The sequence below is a fragment of the Streptosporangium sp. NPDC050148 genome, assembly GCF_055586505.1.
In genome coordinates, this window is record NZ_JBVJIA010000006.1 from 235,837 (window position 1) to 251,726 (window position 15,890).

General features: G+C 72.3%; 17 protein-coding genes. 11 read left to right on the forward strand and 6 right to left on the reverse strand.

The genetic code is table 11. From position 1 onward, the window contains the following. Window positions 1-164: 164 nt before the first annotated feature. Window positions 165-332: a DUF3117 domain-containing protein gene (locus tag ACZ6RT_RS08885; protein WP_084195322.1), complete on the forward strand. Its 168-nt coding sequence runs from the start codon at window positions 165-167 to the stop codon at window positions 330-332. A 261-nt stretch (window positions 333-593) separates the two neighbouring features. Next, window positions 594-2,093 carry a leucyl aminopeptidase gene (locus ACZ6RT_RS08890; RefSeq protein ID WP_470152702.1) on the forward strand — a complete coding sequence of 500 codons (1,500 nt, stop codon included), beginning with the start codon at window positions 594-596 and terminating at the stop codon, window positions 2,091-2,093. Window positions 2,094-2,192: 99 nt separating this feature from the next. Here ACZ6RT_RS08890 and ACZ6RT_RS08895 read toward each other — a convergent pair whose 3' ends face one another. Beyond that, the gene (locus ACZ6RT_RS08895; protein WP_399187914.1) at window positions 2,193-2,843 is read right to left on the reverse strand and encodes an O-methyltransferase; all 651 of its coding nucleotides are present in this window, start codon (window positions 2,841-2,843) and stop codon (window positions 2,193-2,195) included. 171 nt (window positions 2,844-3,014) lie between these two features. On the opposite strand from ACZ6RT_RS08895, the gene sigE reads away from it, so the two are divergent. The 5 genes from sigE to ACZ6RT_RS08920 all read left to right on the forward strand — a co-directional run bounded on the left by sigE (window position 3,015) and on the right by ACZ6RT_RS08920 (window position 7,510). Then, window positions 3,015-3,647, forward strand: a complete 633-nt coding sequence (gene sigE / locus ACZ6RT_RS08900; RefSeq protein ID WP_344902381.1) for an RNA polymerase sigma factor SigE — start codon at window positions 3,015-3,017, stop codon at window positions 3,645-3,647. A gap of 52 nt (window positions 3,648-3,699) precedes the next feature. Further along, a complete protein-coding gene (locus tag ACZ6RT_RS08905; RefSeq protein WP_399187912.1) occupies window positions 3,700-4,233 on the forward strand; it encodes an anti-sigma factor family protein in 534 nt (177 codons plus the stop codon). Beyond that, window positions 4,230-5,267, forward strand: coding sequence for a sigma-E factor regulatory protein RseB domain-containing protein (locus tag ACZ6RT_RS08910; protein WP_399187910.1), 1,038 nt, complete (start codon window positions 4,230-4,232; stop codon window positions 5,265-5,267). Before ACZ6RT_RS08905 ends, ACZ6RT_RS08910 begins: the two co-directional genes overlap by 4 nt. 95 nt (window positions 5,268-5,362) lie before the next feature. Then, on the forward strand, window positions 5,363-7,042 hold the full coding sequence (locus ACZ6RT_RS08915; RefSeq protein ID WP_470152703.1) for a S1C family serine protease: 1,680 nt from the start codon (window positions 5,363-5,365) through the stop codon (window positions 7,040-7,042). 114 nt (window positions 7,043-7,156) lie between these two features. Continuing rightward, window positions 7,157-7,510 carry a sec-independent translocase gene (locus ACZ6RT_RS08920; RefSeq protein WP_344902368.1) on the forward strand — a complete coding sequence of 118 codons (354 nt, stop codon included), beginning with the start codon at window positions 7,157-7,159 and terminating at the stop codon, window positions 7,508-7,510. A gap of 125 nt (window positions 7,511-7,635) precedes the next feature. Here ACZ6RT_RS08920 and ACZ6RT_RS08925 read toward each other — a convergent pair whose 3' ends face one another. Beyond that, entirely contained in the window at window positions 7,636-8,778 is a 1,143-nt protein-coding gene (locus ACZ6RT_RS08925) for an Mrp/NBP35 family ATP-binding protein (RefSeq protein ID WP_399187905.1), read from the reverse strand. 263 nt (window positions 8,779-9,041) lie between these two features. Here ACZ6RT_RS08925 and ACZ6RT_RS08930 point away from each other — a divergent pair, with 263 nt between their 5' ends. The 3 genes from ACZ6RT_RS08930 to ACZ6RT_RS08940 all read left to right on the forward strand — a co-directional run bounded on the left by ACZ6RT_RS08930 (window position 9,042) and on the right by ACZ6RT_RS08940 (window position 11,715). Beyond that, on the forward strand, window positions 9,042-9,230 hold the full coding sequence (locus tag ACZ6RT_RS08930; protein ID WP_470152704.1) for a hypothetical protein: 189 nt from the start codon (window positions 9,042-9,044) through the stop codon (window positions 9,228-9,230). Between the two features lie 2 nt (window positions 9,231-9,232). Then, entirely contained in the window at window positions 9,233-9,709 is a 477-nt protein-coding gene (locus ACZ6RT_RS08935; RefSeq protein WP_470152705.1) for a MarR family winged helix-turn-helix transcriptional regulator, read from the forward strand. Between the two features lie 83 nt (window positions 9,710-9,792). After that, window positions 9,793-11,715: a Xaa-Pro dipeptidyl-peptidase gene (locus tag ACZ6RT_RS08940; RefSeq protein WP_470152706.1), complete on the forward strand. Its 1,923-nt coding sequence runs from the start codon at window positions 9,793-9,795 to the stop codon at window positions 11,713-11,715. An 84-nt stretch (window positions 11,716-11,799) separates the two neighbouring features. On the opposite strand, the gene ACZ6RT_RS08945 is transcribed toward ACZ6RT_RS08940, so the two are convergent. Continuing rightward, window positions 11,800-12,291 (reverse strand): DUF1003 domain-containing protein, encoded by a 492-nt coding sequence (locus ACZ6RT_RS08945; protein ID WP_399187899.1) that lies wholly within the window; start codon window positions 12,289-12,291, stop codon window positions 11,800-11,802. Then, complete coding sequence (locus tag ACZ6RT_RS08950; RefSeq protein WP_399187897.1) at window positions 12,284-13,528, reverse strand: magnesium transporter MgtE N-terminal domain-containing protein; 1,245 nt, start codon at window positions 13,526-13,528, stop codon at window positions 12,284-12,286. The genes ACZ6RT_RS08945 and ACZ6RT_RS08950 overlap by 8 nt, the downstream gene beginning before the upstream one ends. Window positions 13,529-13,667: 139 nt before the next feature. On the opposite strand from ACZ6RT_RS08950, the gene ACZ6RT_RS08955 reads away from it, so the two are divergent. Then, the gene (locus ACZ6RT_RS08955) at window positions 13,668-14,672 is read left to right on the forward strand and encodes an EamA family transporter (RefSeq protein ID WP_399187894.1); all 1,005 of its coding nucleotides are present in this window, start codon (window positions 13,668-13,670) and stop codon (window positions 14,670-14,672) included. 104 nt (window positions 14,673-14,776) lie between these two features. Here ACZ6RT_RS08955 and ACZ6RT_RS08960 read toward each other — a convergent pair whose 3' ends face one another. Both ACZ6RT_RS08960 and ACZ6RT_RS08965 read right to left on the reverse strand, forming a co-directional pair. Further along, the gene (locus ACZ6RT_RS08960) at window positions 14,777-15,145 is read right to left on the reverse strand and encodes a hypothetical protein (protein WP_344902352.1); all 369 of its coding nucleotides are present in this window, start codon (window positions 15,143-15,145) and stop codon (window positions 14,777-14,779) included. A gap of 60 nt (window positions 15,146-15,205) precedes the next feature. Beyond that, on the reverse strand, window positions 15,206-15,781 hold the full coding sequence (locus ACZ6RT_RS08965) for a biotin transporter BioY (protein ID WP_399187891.1): 576 nt from the start codon (window positions 15,779-15,781) through the stop codon (window positions 15,206-15,208). Window positions 15,782-15,890 lie beyond the last annotated feature (109 nt).

Sequence of the window (15,890 nt, forward strand, 5' to 3'; positions counted from 1 at the left end):
GGCTCGGACAACGGTCTTGATCGCCGGATGAGCCGACGCTGATACTGATCGTTCCCATTCTCCGTGCGGAGGCGGGATAATAGGACATCACAGAAGACGTGAATGCGTCGGCCACCCTCGGGTCAGTCGGAGATCCGGAGCCCGAAGCAGGAAGGGATACACGCATGGCGGCTATGAAGCCGAGGACCGGTGATGGTCCGCTGGAGGTCGTCAAGGAAGGCAGGGGCATCGTCATGCGGGTTCCTCTGGAGGGTGGCGGACGTCTCGTCGTCGAGCTCTCGGCGGACGAGGCGAGCGCCCTTGGTGAGGAATTGAAGAAGATCGTCGGTTGATCCCGATCTGACGACAGTGGTGGAGCCGGGCCCTGTTTTGAGCTTGCTCGGGGAGCATGACACCTGCGACGGCCCGCGCGACCGACGATGAACACGGCCCTGGCCGTCGGACCGCCTCACGGCGGCTCGCGCCAGGGCCGCGGTGTTCTCCGCGGACCCCTCCGTGACGTCGTCGACGGTGTTCGAGTGTCCTCCCCGTGTCCTCCCGGTGTTTTCCCCGGCGTTCTCCCTTCCGCCGGACCCGATGACTGGAGTCGCCCCATGCCCATCTCCCCCCACCTGCTCCTGCCCCGCGAGCCGTACGCCCGCGGGCTGTGGGTCACCGCCCCCGACGCCGACGCCGACCCCGAGACCGCCTCCGGGGACGCCGGCCCGTCCTTCGGCGACGCCGAGCTGCTGGCCGTCCCCTTCGACGCCGGCCTGGCCCCCGAGATCGACCTGCCGCTGCCCGCGGCGGCGCTGCTCGCCCACCACAGGTCCAAGGGCGAGGCCGGGGAGATCGTCGAGGTTCCCGTCGCCACCGGCGACGCCGTGGGCCGGGTGCTCCTGTACGGGATCGGCGACGGGTCGGCGACGGCCCTGCGCAAGGCCGGCGCGGCGGTGGCACGCCGCGGCAAGGGCAGGGACGCCGTCAGGATCGTGCTGCCCGCCGGTCCGGTGGCCGCCTTCGTGCAGGGCGCGCTGCTGGCCACGTACGCCTTCCGTGCCGGGGAGGAGCAGACGCCGGGGGTGACGCTGGAGTTCGTCGGCGACGAGTCCGAGGCCGAGGTCGACGACGCGCGGGTGATCGCCGAGGCCGTGGCCCTGGCCAGGGACCTGGCCAACACGCCGTCCTCGGTGAAGTCCCCGGCCTGGCTGGCCGAGCGCGCCGGCGAGCACGTCGCGGACCGGGACGTGACCGTGCGGGTGTGGGACGAGCGGGAGCTGGCCGACGACGGGTTCGGCGGGATCCTCGCCGTCGGCAAGGGGGCGCAGAGCCCGCCCCGGCTGATCCGGCTGGACTACCGGCCCGAGGGCGCGAGCGGCCACGTGGTCCTGGTCGGCAAGGGCATCACCTACGACACCGGCGGGATCTCCCTCAAGCCGACCGGCAACATGGTCTTCATGAAGACCGACATGGCGGGCGGGGCCGTGGTCATCGCGGTCCTGGGCGCGCTGGCCGCGCTCGGCGTGCGGGTCCGGGTCACCGGCCTGGTCGCCGCCGCCGAGAACGCCTTCTCCGGCTCGGCCCAGCGCCCCTCCGACGTGATCACCCAGTACGGCGGCCGGACCGTGGAGGTGCTGAACACCGACGCGGAGGGCCGGCTGGTGCTGGCCGACGCGCTGGCCTACGCCGACGCCGAGCTGGACCCGGACGTCATGGTCGACGTGGCCACGCTGACCGGGGCGATCGGCATCGCGCTCGGCAAGGGCCTGGGCGCGGTCTTCGCCTCCGACGACGCCCTGGCCGAGGCGCTGACCGAGGCCGGGGAGGCCGGTGGGGAGCCGCTCTGGCGGATGCCGCTGATCGAGGACTACGTCCCGGCCCTGGAGTCGTCCGTGGCCGACCTGGCCAACATCGAGACCGGGTCCACCTACGGCGCGGGTTCGGTGACCGCGGCGCTGTTCCTGCGAGAGTTCACCGGCGGACGGCCGTGGGCGCACCTGGACATCGCGGGCGTCGGCCGCAGCGGCGCCGACGAGGGCCTGCTGAGCAAGGGCGCCACCGGGTACGGCGTGCGCCTGCTGCTGGAGTGGCTGGCGGGGCTGCCGGAACGGTGAGGGCACGCCGCCACCGGCGTGTCCCCGGCCTCGGGGTCCCGGAAAGCGGCTCCCGGCGCCGGCCCGGCTCGTTACCGGTTCCCGGCCCGGGGCCGGCGGTCAGTCGGCGAGCTTGACGGCCGCCAGGATGCCGTCGCCCAGGGGTATCATCAGCGGGCGGAGCCGCTCGTCGGAGCGGACCAGCTTGCCCAGCTCCCTGATGGCGACGGTGTCCGGGTCGCGCTGCACGGGGTCGGCCACCCGGTTGCCCCACAGGGCGTTGTCGAAGACCACGACGCCGCCGACCCTCAGCAGCCGGATCGACTCGGCCAGGTAGTCGGCGTACTCGTGCATGGCGCCGTCGCAGAAGACCAGGTCGTAGCCGCCGTCGGACAGGCGGGGGAGCACGTCCAGGGCGCGGCCGGTGATCAGGCGGATCCGGCCGCCGGAGAAACCGGCCTGGGCGAAGCTCTGCCTGGCCAGCCGCTGGTGCTCGGGCTCGACGTCCACGCTGGTGAGCGTGCCGTCCGGGCGCATGCCGCGCAGCAGCCACAGGCCGGAGACCCCGCAGCCGGTGCCGATCTCCACGACGGCGCGGGCGTTGACCGCGGTGGCGAGGAAGCAGAGGGCGGCGCCGCCGCCGGGCAGGATCGGGGGAGCCCCCACCTCGGCCCCGCGCAGGCGCGCGGCGCGGAGGATGTCGTCCTCCCGGTGGAACTCGTCGGCATAGGCCAGAGTGGCCTCCAACGGACTGGGCGGCGTCTCTGCCATCGGCCTCTCCTCCCGCTTTCTCCGTACACCGTCATATAGACGCTCGGTCGCAGCCTAAGGGAGGCAGGCCCGATCGGGAACTCATGTGACCCCCGGTGCGTTGCACGGTTTAAGCGGCCTTTGCCGGTCCGGAAGACAGTCGGTGCGCACGGAGGGACGAAACCAGGCACTATGGCGATAGCGGTGGTCCCGGAGAGAGGAGTGCTGGTGGACGAGCCCGACCACCAGTCAGGAGCTCCCGTGTCTGATTGGACGCCTCCCACGTGGGAGGAAGTGGTCCGGACGCACTCGGCGCGGGTGTACCGGCTGGCCTATCGGCTGACCGGCAACGTGCACGACGCCGAGGACCTCACGCAGGAGGTCTTCGTCCGGGTCTTCAGGTCGTTGTCGAACTACACGCCGGGCACGTTCGAGGGCTGGTTGCACCGCATCACCACGAACCTGTTCCTGGACATGGCGCGGCGCAAGCAGCGCATCAGGTTCGAGGGGTTCGCCGACGACGCCGCGGAGCGGCTGCGCGGCCGCGAGCCCTCCCCGGCGCAGGTGTACGACGACGCCCACATGGAGCCCGACATCCAGGCGGCGCTCGACGCGCTCGCGCCCGAGTTCCGCGCGGCCGTCGTGCTGTGCGACATCGAGGGCCTGTCGTACGAGGAGATCGCCGCGACGCTCGGCGTGAAGCTCGGCACGGTCCGCAGCCGGATCCACCGCGGGCGCGCGCAGCTGCGCGACGCGCTGGAGCACCGCGCGCCGCGGAACGACCAACTCCCCCCGAGCGTTACTCACGGGGAGGAGTTCGCATGAGAAACCACAGTCATGACGAATGTCACGACGAGCCTCTTGGCAAGGAGTGCGCATGAGTCATCTCGGAGAGCGTGTATCCGCACTGGTCGACGGTGAGCTCAATCACCATGAGCGCGACCGTGCCCTGTCGCACCTGACCTTCTGCGCCCCGTGCCGGGCCGAGGTCGACGCCGTGCGGGCGCTGAAGAGCCGGCTGCGGTCCCTCGACGGGCCCGCGATGCCGACCGACCTGACGATGTCCCTGCTGCGGATGGCCGAGCCGGGTGGGCCGCTGCCCCCGCGCGAGCGCCCCTTTCCGCCCCCGCGCACCTTCGCGGGGGCGCCCATCCCGAGCATGCACAGCGTCGCTCCCCCCGACAACCGGCCCCGTGGCCGCGCCGGGGGCCGTCCCCGCCGCGCCCGGCGAGCCGGGTACGTCGCGGTGGGCGTCGCCTCGGCGGCCGTGGCGATCGGGACGCTGTTCGTGGTAGGCGGCACCGACCCCAACCCGCGCGTGGTGCCGCCGGTCGACATGTTCGCCAACCAGCACAGGAACACCGCGCCCTACGGCGGGTCGGCGACGCCGACCTACTCGCCCACTCCGTGATCCGGCTGCCCGTCACCCTGCTCCTGGCGGCCTTGATGCTGCTGGGGCTGGTGACGGGTGGTCCGGCGCACGCCGTCCGCTCCTCCCAGACCGGTCCGCCGGACGACGCGGAGAGCGAGGACACCGGCCTGGCCCTGCTGCGCGACGCCGCGATCGCCGGCCGCACCCGGGGATACTCCGGCACCCGGTACGTGACCGTCTGGGGCGCCTCGGGCTCCGCCTCGGTGGTGCAGGAGGTGCACAACGCCCCCGGGGTGGGGCTGACGGTACGCGCCGAGCCCTCGGGCCTCACGCAGAGCGCCGATCCCGGCACCCTCGCCGGAGGCATGTCCAGCCCGTCCGAGACGATGCTGGAGGTGCTGGCCCGCAACTACCGGGTGGTGGACGCGGGCGAGGGCCGGGCCTGCGGGCGCCCCGCCCGCCTGGTGCACGTGCTGCGCTCCGACGGCACCGTCGCGGCCCGCTACTGGCTCGACCGCGCCGCCGGGCCGGTGCTGCGCCGGGACCTGCTGGACGCGCGGGGCCGGATCGTGCACACCGCCGCCTTCGTCGACCTGACCGTGCGACCGGCCACCCCGGCACGGCGCACGGTGCCCGCGATGCCCGCGGGCGGCCTCGACCTGGCGGAGATCCCCCGCCTGCGGGCCGCCGGCTGGCACTTCCCCACCGCCCTGCCGGGCCGCCTGGAGCTGTTCGCCGCGCACCGCGCCGCCGCCGGTCACGTGTATCTCGGGTACTCCGACGGCCTGTCGGTCGTGTCGGTTTTCATCCAGCCTGGGATGCTTGATGAGGAACGTCTCCGTGATTGGCATGCCGAGCGGCGTAACGGGCATACGATCTGGGTTCGAGACCCGGCGGGGCAGGAGACGATCTGGGCGAGTGGGGGTCATGTCTACACCGTCTTTGCGGACGCGCCGGCCGACATGGCCGACGCAGCCGTCGCGGCGTTGCCGCACGAGCCCGTCCCCGATCTCTGGGCGAGGCTCGGCCGCGGTGCCGCACGCGTGCTCTCCTGGGTCAATCCCTTCGAATGACGCGTGCTTTACACATCTCGTATGCCGCTCGGGGGAAGATTGCCGGGTCGACTCGGTGAGCGGCCGCCTGCGAGGCAAGGAGTGGTGAGTATCCGATGACCGACGAGGCCCGTACCCACGAGGCGCACGATGCTGAGGGGCGTACGCCGTCGGAATTCGCCGACGGCGGACACGGCGTCGAGCAGTCCCGCCGCGCCGGCCCCTCCGGCCCCGAGTTCTCCCGCCCGGAGTTCCTGCCCGCCGGGGAGACCGCCCCCGCCGGCACGGAGCGTCCCCGCGACGACGTCTGGAACCGGTCCGACGACCCCTACGGCCACGGCACGTGGGACCGTGAGCGGCACGGGCAGCCCGAGCTGCTCCGCCACGACGCCTCCACGGCACCGGGCGAGGGTGACCCCGCCTCCTCCGACCCCGGCCGGCGGCCCGTCCAGGGGTTCGGCCAGGGGCCCGGCCCCGCCCACGGCTCCTCACCGGCCGGGGAGGGCTGGGGCGACCCCTCCGGCAGGACGCGGCAGGAGACGGCGGTCTTCGGCCCGCCGATCGGCCCGCCCCCGCCCGCCCAGGCCGCGGGCATGGGTCCCGGCTGGGCGCCGCCCCCCGGAGGTCCCGGCCTGCCCGCGGGCTTCGGCGGCACGGCGCCCGCGGCGGCCCGGCGCGGACCCCGTACCCCCACGCTGGTCATCCTCGCCGTGGTGATCGCGTTGCTGGCCTCGCTGCTGGGCAGCGTCGGCACCTACCTGCTCACCCGGCCGACGGACTCGGGCCGCGACCCCTCCTTCAGCCTGGACAAGGCCCCCTCGGGCTCCAACGTCCGCCCTCCCGACTCGGTCGCGGGCGTGGCGTCGAAGGTCCTGCCCAGCGTGGTCTCGCTGGCCGTCGAGGGCGGGGCGAGCTCCAGCACCGGCTCGGGCTTCCTGATCAAGGGCGGGTACGTGGTGACCAACAACCACGTGGTCGCCGCGGCGGCCCCGAACGGCCAGATCCAGATCCAGTTCAACAACCGCAGGTCCACCTCCGCCGTCATCGTCGGCCGTGACCCCGAGTCCGACCTGGCCGTGGTCAAGCCGAACGAGACCTTCGGCGCGCCGGAGATCACCCTCGGCAACTCCGACAACGTGGTCGTGGGCGACCCGGTCATCGCCATCGGCTCCCCGCTGGGCCTGACCGGCACGGTCACCTCCGGCATCGTCAGCTCGCTCAACCGTCCCGTCCAGGCGGGCGAGGAGAACAGCTCCGACACCACCTGGCTCAGCGCCGTCCAGACCGACGCGGCCATCAACCCCGGCAACTCGGGCGGGCCGCTGGTCAACACCAACGGCGAGGTCATCGGCGTCAACTCGGCGATCGCCACGCTGGGCAGGTCGGTCGGGGGCCAGAGCGGCAGCATCGGCCTGGGATTCGCCATCCCGGTGAACCACGCCCGCCGGGTCGCCCAGGAGCTGATCACCACCGGCAAGGCCAGGAAGTCGCGGATCGGCGTCGCCATCGACCCGAGCTACCAGGGCGTCGGGGTGCGGATCGCCACCGAGGTCACGCGGGGCACCCAGCCGATCGAGCCGAACGGCCCGGCCGCCCAGGCCGGTCTCAAGCCCGGCGACGTCATCCTGGAGGTCGAGGGCGTCGTCCTGCAGGACGGCAACGAGCTGATCGCGATGATCCGCAACAGGGCGCCCGGCGAGAAGCTGACGGTCAAGTACCAGCGGGGCGGTCAGGAGAAGACCGCGACCGTGACCGTCGGCGCGGCGCCGGACCAGCCGACGCCCGAGCCCTCCTGAGCCCTCGTCGCCCCCCGGCCGCGGGCGCGTGCCCCTGGCCGGGGTATTAGTGTGGGACCTCTCCGGCGTGCCGCCGGAGAGGTGCTCATGGCATCGTCCCGGTAGGAGATCACCGTGTTCGGACTCGGCTGGCCTGAGATCGTTGCGCTGGTGGTCATCGCGCTTCTCGTCTTCGGGCCGGAGAAACTGCCCCAGGCCGCCTCACAGGCGGCCAGGACGCTGCGCAACCTGCGCCGGATGGCGAACAACGCCAGGGACGACCTGCGGACCGGCCTGGGGCCGGAGTTCGCCGACTTCGACCCGGCCGACCTCAATCCCAAGAACTTCGTCCGCAAGCACCTGACCGCGGACCTGGAGGACGACTGGAAGAGCACGACGGCGACGGCCACGGCCGAACCCGCCACGTCCTACCCGGCCGGTGAGCTGGGCTACGGGGAGATCCCCCCGTACGACTCCGAGGCCACCTAGACCGGCCGGGCCACCCAGGCTCCCGGGCCACCCGGGCCTTCGGGTCGCCGAGGCCGGTGGCCCCGGTGCGCGGCCGGGCCGCTGGACCACCGGGGCGGGACGCCGTTCCGCCGACCGCGGGGCGGTCAGCCGCGCCGGGTCGGCGAGATGCCGAGCTGCATGCCCCTGAGGCTTCCCGACTTCTTGCCGAGGGCGGCGGCGATGCGGCCCAGCTCGGCCGCGGCCGGGGCGTCCGGGTCGGTCAGCACCAGCGGCTTGCCCTCGTCGCCGCCCTCGCGCAGGCGCATGTCGATCGGCACCTGGCCGAGCAGCGGGACGCGGGCGCCGAGGGTACGGGTGAGCGCGTCGGCCACGGTCTGGCCGCCGCCCTCGCCGAAGACCGAGATCCGCTCGTCGCAGTGCGGGCAGGGCAGCCACGACATGTTCTCGATGACGCCGGCGATCTGCTGGTGGGTCTGGACGGCGATGGACCCGGCCCGCTCGGCGACCTCGGCGGCGGCCTGCTGCGGGGTGGTCACCACCAGGAGCTCCGCGGACGGCATCCGCTGCGCGACGGAGATGGCGATGTCGCCGGTGCCCGGGGGCAGGTCCATCAGCAGCACGTCGAGGTCGCCCCAGTAGACGTCCGCGAGGAACTGGTGCAGGGCGCGGTCGAGCATCGGGCCGCGCCAGACGACCGGGGTGTTGCCCTCGGGCTTGAACATCCCGACCGAGATGACCTTGATGTCATGCGCCACCGGCGGCATGATCATGTCCTCGACCTTGGTGGGCCGCTCGGAGACCCCGAGCATGCGGGGGATGCTGTGGCCGTAGATGTCGGCGTCGACCACGCCGACCTTGAGGCCGCTCGCGGCCATCGCCGCGGCCAGGTTGACGGTGACCGAGGACTTGCCGACGCCGCCCTTGCCCGAGGCGACCGCGAAGACGCGGGTCAGCGAGCCGGGCTGGGCGAAGGGGATCTCCTTCTCGGGTCCCTTGCCGCCGCGCAGCTTGGTCTGCAGCGTCTTGCGCTGCTCGGGGCTCATGACGTCCATCTCGACCGAGACGCCGGTCACTCCGCCGACCTTGGAGACGGCGCCGGTGACGTCCCGGGTGATGGTGTCCTTCATGGGACAGCCCGACACGGTCAGGAAGATCGCGACACGTACCGCTCCCTCGGGGGAGATGTCGACGCTCTTGACCATGTCGAGTTCGGTGATCGGCCGACGGATCTCAGGATCGTTGACGGTCGCCAGGGCGGCCATCACCAGTTCCGGGGTAGGTGCCATCGAAGTGTCGGCAATACACCGCCACCTTGAGGCGACGGGGATGCCGTCCCTCCTTGTCTGTTATCGAAGAGGCGTGCGGCGGGCGGGACCGCCCGACGCGGTGCCGTCATGGCGTGCGAGAGGCTGATCCGGTCGGAAAAGGCCGACGTTGTGGATCCATGGTAAGAACCCGGGAACGGCGGAGGTAATTCCGGTTCCGACGATGGTCTCCGGATCCGGACAATTCACGTGTAGATGCGCGTGCAACGTTCTAAGGTTACTCCGTGACCCTGACGGCGGGCGAGCCCGGAGAGAGTGTCGGCTCACAGGGGCTTGCGGTCTGGCGCATGCTCCAGCAGGCCCAGGTCCGCATCACCCGCGGCCTGGAGGCCGACCTGCTCGTCGGGCACGACCTGGCCCTGGCCTCCTACGACGTGCTCCTGCGGCTCTCCGGGCGTCCGAGCGGCGGCTGAGGATGAACGACCTGGCCGAGCGGGTGCTGCTCTCGCGCAGCGGCCTGACCCGTCTCGTCGACCGTCTCCAGCGTGACGGGCTGGTCGAGCGCGAGGCCTGCGCCAGCGACGCGCAAGGACTGTTCGCGGTCCTCACCGACGCGGGCGAGGCCCGGCTGGCCGAGGCCGGTCCCACCTACCTGCGCGGGGTCCGCGCCCAGTTCCTCGACCTGCTCGACCCCGGTGAGCTGCGACAGTGCGAGGCCGTGCTGGCCAAGCTCCTCTCCGCCGCCCGCGCCCCGGAGGCCGGCCCCGTCGAGGGCGGCCTTACCCCGCAGCCCGGCCCGTGTCGTCCCCGGATCCGGCCCCGGTGCGGATCCACGCCCTGGGGGCCCCGCGTACCCCCGGATGTTCTTTTCCGGTATTCACCGGCCCTCCGCCCTGTGACGTCCGGCGGTCAAAGAAGGCGGGGGCAGTGTCACATGCCAGACCCAGGGTGATGTCAAAGGTATAAAGAGATCTTCCGAATATATGGACATTCATGGAGATTGCGGGTGTTTCCCCAATTTCCTGGAGGCTCCGCTTGCGGAAGTCACGAGCAGCCCTCATCGCCTTCGCCGTGCTGGCGGCGGGCGTCACCCCCCCGGCCCACGCGGCCGCACGGTCCTCGATCACCGTCGAACAGGGGAGGACCCAGCCGGTCTTCTCCTACGCCGACGCCGTCCGCGAGCACGTCTACGTCGAGTCGAGCCTCGACAGCGACGCCGACGGCCGTCTCGACCGGGTCCGCGTCGACATCATCAGGCCGCGGGAGTCCGGCCCCGGCCTCCGGGTCCCGGTGATCATCGACGAGAGCCCGTACTACGACAACTCGGGCCGGGGCAACGAGTCCGAGCGGAAGGTCTACGACGACGCGGGGAACGTGACGAAGTTCCCGCTGTACTACGACAACTACTTCGTGCCGCGCGGCTACGCGGTCCTGCACGTCGACATGATCGGCACCACCCGGTCCGACGGCTGCCCCGACGTCGGGGGACGGGCCGACGTGATGGGCGGCAAGGCCGTCATCGACTGGCTGAACGGCCGCGCCACCGCCTACCGCGCCGACGGCACGCCCGCGGCCGCGGACTGGACCACCGGCAAGGCCGGGATGATCGGCAAGTCCTACGACGGCACGCTGGCCAACGCGGTGGCCGCGACCGGCGTGCAGGGGCTGGAGACGATCGTGCCGATCTCGGCGATCAGCTCCTGGTACCGGTACCAGCGCTCCAACGGGGTGGTCTACAACTACGACTACATGTCGTGGCTGGGGAACTACGTGGACACCGACCCTCCGGCCAAGTGCGCCGCCACCTGGTCGCGGCTGGACGCCGAGGACGGTGACGACACCGGGAACCACAACCCCTTCTGGGCCGAGCGCGACTACATCGCCGGTTCGATGGCCGACGTCTCCAAGGTGCGCGCCAGCGTCTTCGCGGTGCACACGGTCAACGACCTCAACGTCAAGCCCGACAACTTCTCCAAGTGGTGGAAGGCCCTGGGCGACCGGAACGTCCCCCGCAAGATCTGGGTCGGGCAGTACCAGCACGTGGACCCCTTCGACTTCGAGGGACGCCGTGACGCCTGGGTCGACACGCTGCACCGCTGGTTCGACCGCTGGCTGCACGGCGTGGACAACGGCATCATGCGCGAGCCCCGCGCCGACGTGCAGACCAGCCTCGACCGCTGGATCACCCAGCGCGACTGGCCCGCGCCGCTCTCGGTGAAGATCCCCTTCCGCCCGGCCGCGAACGGCTCCTTCGGCCTGGTCCCGGCCCGGAAGGGCCAGACCGCCGCCTTCGCCGACCTGCGCCTGTCCGAGGACGAGATGGTGGCCGACGTCGGCACGGCCAAGCCGGGCAGGGTGGCCTTCACCACCGGCGCGCTCCCGCTGGACCTGCGCATGTCCGGCACCCCCGTGGTGGACCTGCGCGTCGCCCTGGACGCGCCCACCGCGAACCTGACCGCGCTGCTCGTCGACTTCGGCGAGGACAGCCGCATCGACTGGAGGCGCGGCCAGGGCATCAGCACGGTCACCGAGGAGAGCTGCCACGGCGAGAGCACCGCCGCCGACGACGCCTGCTACCGCAAGGTCGTCACCAACCGGGCCACCCGGCCGCTGGAGATCGTCGCCCGCGGCTGGATCGACGCGCAGAACCGCGGCTCGCTCAGCGACCCCTCGCCGATGACCCCGGGCGCCTACGCCAGGATCGCCTGGGAGACCCTGCCGCAGGAGTACGTCTTCAGGAAGGGACACCGGCTCGCCCTGGTGATCGCCGGAACCGACGCCACCTACAGCGACGAGGCCGCCACCGGCGCGAACGTCACGGTGGACCTGGCCGCCAGCAAGGTGCTGGTCCCGCTGACGCTCAGCACCCTGAGCGCCCGCGACGTGCCCTCCGACGCCGCCCGCTGGCGCGGCCCGGCACTGGTCGACCTGCCGGAGCCGGAGAACCTCTTCTACTGATCGATCCCTGCCGACCGATGACCGCCCGGGGCCCACAGGGGTCCCGGGCGGTACGGGTCGAGGCCGGAGGGCCCGCGGCCCGGCTCACCTCTCCGCGGGCGCCTGCGGCTCCTGGAGGTCCTCCTGAAGGTCCTCCTGGAGCCGTTGCAGCTCCGAGCGGATGTAGTCGCGGGTGGCCACCTCGCCGAGCGCCATCCGCAGGGCGGCGATCTCCCGGGTGAGGTACTCCAGGTCGGCCTGGTTGCGCTCGGCGGCCCTGCGGTCGTGCTCGTTCTGGACCCGGTCCCGGTCGTCCTGCCGGTTCTGGGCGAGCAGGATCAGCGGCGCCGCGTACGAGGCCTGCAGCGACAGGATCAGCGTCAGGAAGATGAACGGGTAGGGGTCGAACCGCACCGAGGCCGGGGCGAAGACATTCCACAGCACCCACAGGGCGACGAACCCCGTCATGTACACCAGGAACCTGGCGGTGCCCAGGAACCGGGCGATCTTCTCCGACAGCCGCCCGAACGCCTCGGGGTCGTAGTGGGGGCGCAGCCGCAGGCCGGGCTGCCTGGGCTGGTCGAGGCGGTCAGGCATTCTCGTCCCTCTCCGGCCGGTCGTCCCGCTCGCGCCAGTCGGCCGGCAGCAGGTGATCGAGCACGTCGTCCACGGTGACGGCGCCGACCAGGCGGCCGGCCTCGTTCACCACGGGTACCGCCACCAGGTTGTAGGTGGCCAGGTAGAAGGTGACCTGGTTCAGGGTGTAGGAGGGCCTGATCGGGTCCAGGGAGGTGTCCAGGATGCTGCCGAGCAGCGTGGACGGGGGCTCGCGCAGCAGCCGCTGGAAGTGCGCCAGGCCGAGGAAGCGGCCGGTGGGCGTCTCGACCGGCGGCCGGGCCACGTAGATCTGCGCGGCCACCGCCGGGGTGAGGTCGGTCTGGCGGATGTGGGCCAGCGCCTCGGCGACCGTCGCGTTCGGCGGCAGCACCACCGGCTCGCTCGTCATGATCCCGCCCGCGGTGTTCTCCGGGTAGACCAGCAGCCGCCTGACCGGCGCGGCCTCCTCGGGCTCCATCAGCGCCATCAGCGCCTCGGCCTGCTCGATCGGGAGGTCCTGCAGCAGGTCGGCCGCGTCGTCGGGGTCCATCTCCTCCAGCACGTGCGCCGCCCGCTCCGGGGCGAGCCTGCTCAGGATGCCGATCTGGTCGCGTTCGGGGAGCTCCTCCAGCACGTCGGCGAGCCGTACGTCGTCCAGGGCCGCGGCCACCTCGGTGCGGCGCTTGTCGGGCAGCTCGTGCAGGGCCCCGGCCAGGTCGGCGGCGCGCATCGACTCGAACGCGACCAGCAGGTTGGCCGCGCCCTGGTCCTGCTGGACCGCGCCGAAGCCGCGGACCTCGGCCCAGTCGACGATCCTGGTCTCGCCGCGCCGGCGCAGCCCGATGCCGGGCGGGCTGCCCAGCACCGCCACCTTGGTGATCAGCCACTCGGCGCGCCGGGTCTCCTCCATGGCCAGGTCCAGGACCGTCGCCCGGCTGCCGTCCACCTCGACCCTCAGGTCGAGCAGCTCGGCGATGGCCAGGGTCTCGGTCGCCCGCTGCTCGAACCTGCGCATGTTGAGCGTGCCGCTGAAGACGACCGCCCCGGCCTTGGCCGAACGCACCCGGGTGATCGGCAGGAAGACCCGCCGCCGGGGCTGTACCTCGACGACCAGGCCGTGCACGTGCGGTGGCGTGCTGCCGGCGATGGCCACCACCACGTCACGCACCCGGCCGATCTGGTCCCCGGCGGGGTCGAAGACCGGGGTGCCGGCGAGCCGCGCGATGAAGATCCTCACATCCGAAGCGTAGGCGGCCCCCGGAGAGAGCTCGTGGTCGGCACGCTCCCGGCGGGTTCACCGAATCCGGGTTGCCAGCCCGCTCACCAGCATGACAGCATCAAAACGGCTCGACGGTAATTACAGAAAACGGTGGCCCATGAGACGTGCCGGAGTGCTGATCGCGCTCTCCTCCTCGCTGTGCTTCGCCTTCTCCGGCCCCATGGCCAAGTACCTGGGCGCGGCCGGGCTGGTCCCGCTGGAGGCGGCGTGGATCCGGATGGCGGGCGCCGGCCTGCTGCTCGCAGGCATCCTCGCCGTCGCCCGGCCCGCGGCCCTGCGCATCCCGCGCTCGCGGCTGCCGTTCTTCGCGGCGTACGCGGTGATCGCGGTCGCCGGGGTGCAGGCGCTCTTCTTCGCGGCGATCACCCGTCTCCCGGTCGGCGTCACCCTGCTGATCGAGTTCACCTCCCCGGTGCTGGTGGTCCTGTGGGTGCGGTTCGTCCGCAGGGCCCGCCCGCCGCGGACGGCCTACGTCGGCGCGGTCGTCGCCGTGCTCGGTCTCGGCGTGGTGGTGGAGATCTGGTCCGGTCTCACCCTCGACCCGCTCGGCCTGCTCCTCGCGGTGAGCGCGGCGGCCTGCTGCACCGGGTACTTCCTGCTCAGCGAGAGCTCCGGCGCCGACATCGACCCGCTCGGCCTGGTCGCCTGGGGCCTGCTGGGCGCCGCCGTGGTGCTCACGCCGATCTCCCGGCCGTGGGACATCCCCTGGGGGGTGCTCGGCGGTACGGCCACCCCGGTCCCGGGTCACACCCTTCCCGCGGTCGTGGCGCTGGTCTGCCTGATCGTGGTCGCCACGGTGATCGCCTACATCCTCGGCGTCCTGGCGGTGCGCCGCCTGTCGGCCGCGATCGGCTCCACGGTCGCCTCACTGGAGGTCATCGCCGGGGCCGTGGCCGCCTGGATCCTGCTCGGTGAGGCGCTCGGCCCCTTCCAGATGGCGGGCGGCGCGATCGTGCTGGTCGGCGCCTACCTGGCGCAGCGGGCCACCGCGGCTCCCGTACCGGCACCGGACGCGGCCGTCGTGCCCCGGGGCCTCCCGGTGCCAGACACGGCTCCCGAGCCCCGGGCTCCGCGCCCCCGGTACTCGTCCCCGACCCCGTAGGGCGCCCCCGCGCCACGCGGTGGTCAGGAGACCGGCCCGGCGTCGGGGGACCGGCTCGCATGGCTCCGGTGGCGTCAGGGGACCGGCTCGCGGGGCACCGCCGGTCAGGAGGGGACCGGTTCGCGCGGCACCAGGCGGATCACCCGGGAACCGGCGGCCCAGCGCTCCACCAGCCGCCCGGCGTCGGGGGCGTTGAGCCGCTCCTTGGCCAGCGCGGCCACCGCACCGGGTGCCTCGGCCTGGTCGACCACCTCCACCAGGGCGTCGAAGGCCACCAGGCGCCCGCCGTTGTCCTTGCTGCGCAGCGTCACCCGGACCTCGCCGGCCTCGGCCAGCCCCGGCAGCGACTGCTCGCCCCCGCCGGTGACCAGGTAGATCGCGTCGTCGTGCCAGGTGTGCCAGGCCAGCCGGGGCCGGTCCAGCGACAGCCACAGAACGCTCGACTTCTTCGCGCCCTCCTCGATCACGCCCATGAGACGAATGTACGGCCTGTGCCGCCCATGGCGAGGGCACAGGCCGTACGCGCCGCGAGGTCAGTGCCGCGCGAGCCTCCAGGCCGCGGGGAGCAGCCCGGCCGCGACGGCGATCTTCAGGGCGTCACCGAGCAGGAAGGGCAGCACTCCCAGGGCCAGGCCCTTGACGAGGTCCACCTGGGCGACCGCGATCAGGACCGGCAGGCCGAAGGCGTAGATGACGAGGTTGCCCAGGACCATCGTGCCGACCGTACGCGCGACGGTGCGGTCCCCGCCGCGCTCGGCGAGCCTGCCGACCACGGCCGCGGCGGCGATGAAGCCGATCACGTACCCGAAGGACGCCCCGCCGAAGCCGGAGGCGCCGTCGGCGAACCACGGCACGCCCGCGACGCCGGCCATCAGGTAGAGCAGCATGCTCAGCACGGCGCGGTTCATGCCCAGGGCGGCGCCGACGAGAACGACCGCGAAGGTCTGGCCACTGACCGGAACGGGCGAACCGGGCAGCGGAAAGCTGAGCTGCGCGGCCAGGCCCGTCAGGGCCGCGCCTCCCACCACCAGTGCGGCGTCGCGGACGCGGGAGCCCGGGATGAGATCGGACAGGACGGCGGGCCTGGCCATCGAAGAAGCGTTTGCCATCGTGCGTGTCTCCCTTAGCCGATTCTTGATGCCATTCTCCTGACACCTCCGGTAAGGGTCCTACGAGACCCCCACCAAGAACAGACCGGGGTCTTTGTACGAACGCCAT